This is a genomic window from Aeromonas sp. A35_P (assembly GCF_002259925.1).
GTDB lineage: Bacteria > Pseudomonadota > Gammaproteobacteria > Enterobacterales > Aeromonadaceae > Aeromonas > Aeromonas dhakensis.
The window spans coordinates 1-3,033 of sequence record NZ_NEVB01000167.1 but is presented as its reverse complement, the minus strand read 5'-3'; the positions used below and the strand labels follow the sequence as shown (position 1 = coordinate 3,033).

The following is a 3,033-nucleotide window of genomic DNA, read 5'->3' as shown; positions in this document are numbered from 1 at the left end:
GCCGGCGTCAACCATAATGGCGATGAAGCACTCGCCGTGGCGCTAATTGATGCCGCCCACCAGGCAGGCGTCGATGTCGTCAAGTTTCAGACCTTCAAGGCTGCCAACTTGGTGACTCGACAGGCCAAACAGGCGGCTTATCAAACCGCGAATACCGGCAAGGAGGAGAGTCAGTTTGCCATGCTCTCCCGCCTTGAACTCTCGTTCGATGCCCATCTTCGCCTGATCGCCCATTGCGAGTCGCTCGGCATCGAGTTTCTGTCCACCGCTTTTGATAACGAGAGCCTGGACTTCCTGGTAAACCGGTTGAAATTGCAGACACTGAAGATCCCTTCCGGGGAGTTGACCAATGCTCCATTTGTACTGGCCCATGCCCGCACTGGCTGCGAGTTGATCGTCTCGACCGGCATGGCCACGTTGGCTGAAGTGGAAGCGGCTCTGGGGGTTATTGCCTTCGGTTTGACGGCTCCGCTTGATGCTCAACCGGGGGAGGCTGCCTTCATGGCTGCCTATGCCAGTGAGGCTGGCCAGGCTGCCCTTGCCAGCAAGGTGACCCTGCTGCATTGCACGACTGAATATCCAGCGCCCATGGTGGATATTAACCTCAAAGCCATGGATACCCTGTCGCACGCCTTCCGGTTGCCGGTCGGTTATTCGGATCACAGCCAGGGCATCACCATCCCGGTGGCTGCAGTCGCCCGAGGAGCCTGCCTCATCGAGAAGCACTTCACGCTGGATCGCAACATGGAAGGGCCTGATCACAAGGCTTCGCTAGAACCCGATGAACTGGCCGCCATGGTGAAAGGGATCCGCGATGTGGAGCTGGCACTGGGAGACGGCATCAAAGGGCCTCGCCCGAGTGAGTTCAAGAACAAAGAGATCGCACGCAAGAGCCTGGTGGCTGCCTGCGACATTGAGGAGGGGGCCATCCTCTGTGCCGACAACCTCGCCATCAAGCGCCCGGGCGATGGGATGAGCCCCTATGCCTACTGGCAGCTCCTGGGGCAACCGGCTAAACGTGCATATCTGGCGGGTGAACCTATCCGTGAATAAACCAGTTATTGTGCTCGGGGCTGGCGGGCATGCCTCCGTGCTGGTCGACATGTTGCGTAGCCAGGGGGTGGTTCCTCTCGCCTTGGTTGCACCCGCTACAGGTGTATCACGCGCCGTACTGGCAGATATTCCCCTTTGGCACGACGAGACACAGATATTGACTCATCGCCCGGATGAGGTTGAGTTGATCAATGGTATCGGCTCCCTGCCAGGCAGCTCGTTGCGGGCCGAGTTGTTTGCCCGATATCGAGCCCTTGGCTACCGCTTTGCCAGGGTCATCAGCGAGAAGGCCATGGTCTCTGATTACGCCGTGCTGGAAGAGGGTGTCCAGATCATGGCGGGGGCCATCATTCAGGCTGGTGCTCGGATTGGAGCCAACAGCATCATCAATACCGGCGCCATTGTGGATCACGATGGCCACTTGGGTAGTGACAATCATGTTGCACCGGGGGCTGTATTATCCGGTGGTGTAGTAACAGGCGAAAGAGTCCATATCGGCACGGGTGCCGCAGTGATCCAGGGCATATCAATTGGCACTGATGCTGTGGTCGGAGCTGGCGCTACGCTGACGCGCCCTCTTGGAGAAAAGCAGATTGCATACGTTGCCCGGGGCAGCGTGATGCCTATCAAGCAGTAAAGGATGGATTGGATGAGCAAGAATTGGGAAAAAGTGGTGCTGTCGCCCGAACGTTCGGTGCGTGATGCCCTGGCCGTGATCAATGCTGAGGCGCTACGGGTCTGCCTGGTCGTCGATGAAGATCAGCACCTGCTGGGTGTGGTCACTGACGGTGATATCCGCCGTGCCATCCTGAACAATGTGGCTCTGACGCAAAGCGTTACGACCGTGATGAACACCGCTCCTATCACCGTCTCTGCCAAGATGGCCCGTACACAACTATTGGAGATCATGCACGAGCGCAGCATTCTTTCCCTGCCGGTAGTGGATGATGCTGGCAGGCTGATTGGGCTGGAAACTTGGGAACAGGCAGCACAAACGCCGAGCTATGATAACCCCGTCTTCATCATGGCGGGAGGATTCGGTACCCGGCTGCGCCCGCTCACCGACAGCTGCCCCAAGCCTATGCTCAAGGTGGGGGATAAACCCATACTGGAAACCCTGCTGAACCAGTTCCTCAAAGCGGGTTTCAAGAATATCTACATCTCCACCCATTATATGCCTGAGCAGATTACCAGCTATTTTGGAAACGGTTCTGCTTGGGGAGCCAATATTCGCTATGTGCATGAAGAAACCCCTTTGGGAACTGGTGGTGCTTTGGGCCTGCTTCCTGCCGATATTCCTGCCCTGCCGCTTATCATGATCAACGGCGATGTACTCACTACAGTCGATTTCAATCGCCTACTCGATTTCCATAACAAGTACCAGCCAGTGGCCACTATGTGTGTTCGCGAATATGACTATCAGATCCCTTATGGGGTAATCAGTGGAGACGGGCACCGCATTCTTGAAATGCAGGAGAAACCTATCCAGCGCTATTTTGTCAATGCTGGTATTTATGTGGTCAGCCCGAAATTATTCACGAATGTACCTAAGCAAGAGCGTATCGATATGCCCACTCTGCTTGAACAACAAATAGCCAAGCAGGAAGATGTATTGATGTTCCCAATACACGAATACTGGCTCGACATCGGCCGTATGGATGACTTCCACAAGGCGCAGCTCGATATCAAGGGGTTGGTGTAATGTCCCTGAATATTGCGATTATTCCAGCTCGAGGTGGCAGTAAACGCCTGCCTGGAAAGAATATAAAGCCGCTGGCGGGAAAACCACTCATCCGTTGGACAACGCAAGCTGCACTTGCCAGTGGTGAGTTTGATATGGTGATCGTCAGTACAGATAGCCAAGCGATTGCTGATATTGCGATGCAAGACTCTGGTGTGATATTCCCGGGGTTGCGCCCTACTGAGCTCGCGAGTGATACGGCCACGACCAACGATGTGGTCTCTTATGTTGTGCAATGG

The 3,033-nt window shown here is 55.5% G+C and carries 4 protein-coding genes; all 4 read left to right on the top strand.

Annotated features, from left to right (window positions below; genetic code table 11):
* The coding region (gene neuB / locus CAK78_RS10545) for an N-acetylneuraminate synthase (RefSeq protein ID WP_094697227.1) at positions 1-1,053 on the top strand (1,053 nt) is incomplete at its 5' end.
* Entirely contained in the window at positions 1,046-1,690 is a 645-nt protein-coding gene (locus CAK78_RS10540; RefSeq protein ID WP_094697226.1) for an acetyltransferase, read from the top strand. The genes neuB and CAK78_RS10540, both read left to right, overlap by 8 nt.
* A gap of 12 nt (positions 1,691-1,702) precedes the next feature.
* The gene (locus tag CAK78_RS10535; protein WP_094697225.1) at positions 1,703-2,755 is read left to right on the top strand and encodes a nucleotidyltransferase family protein; all 1,053 of its coding nucleotides are present in this window, start codon (positions 1,703-1,705) and stop codon (positions 2,753-2,755) included.
* The coding region (locus CAK78_RS10530; RefSeq protein WP_441296586.1) for an acylneuraminate cytidylyltransferase family protein at positions 2,755-3,033 on the top strand (279 nt) is incomplete at its 3' end. The genes CAK78_RS10535 and CAK78_RS10530, both read left to right, overlap by 1 nt.

What these genes read in the sequence shown, in the direction of transcription:
- CAK78_RS10535 (WP_094697225.1), top strand. Translation starts at nt 1,703, where the DNA reads ATGAGCAAGAATTGGGAAAAAGTGGTGCTGTCGCCCGAACGTTCGGTG.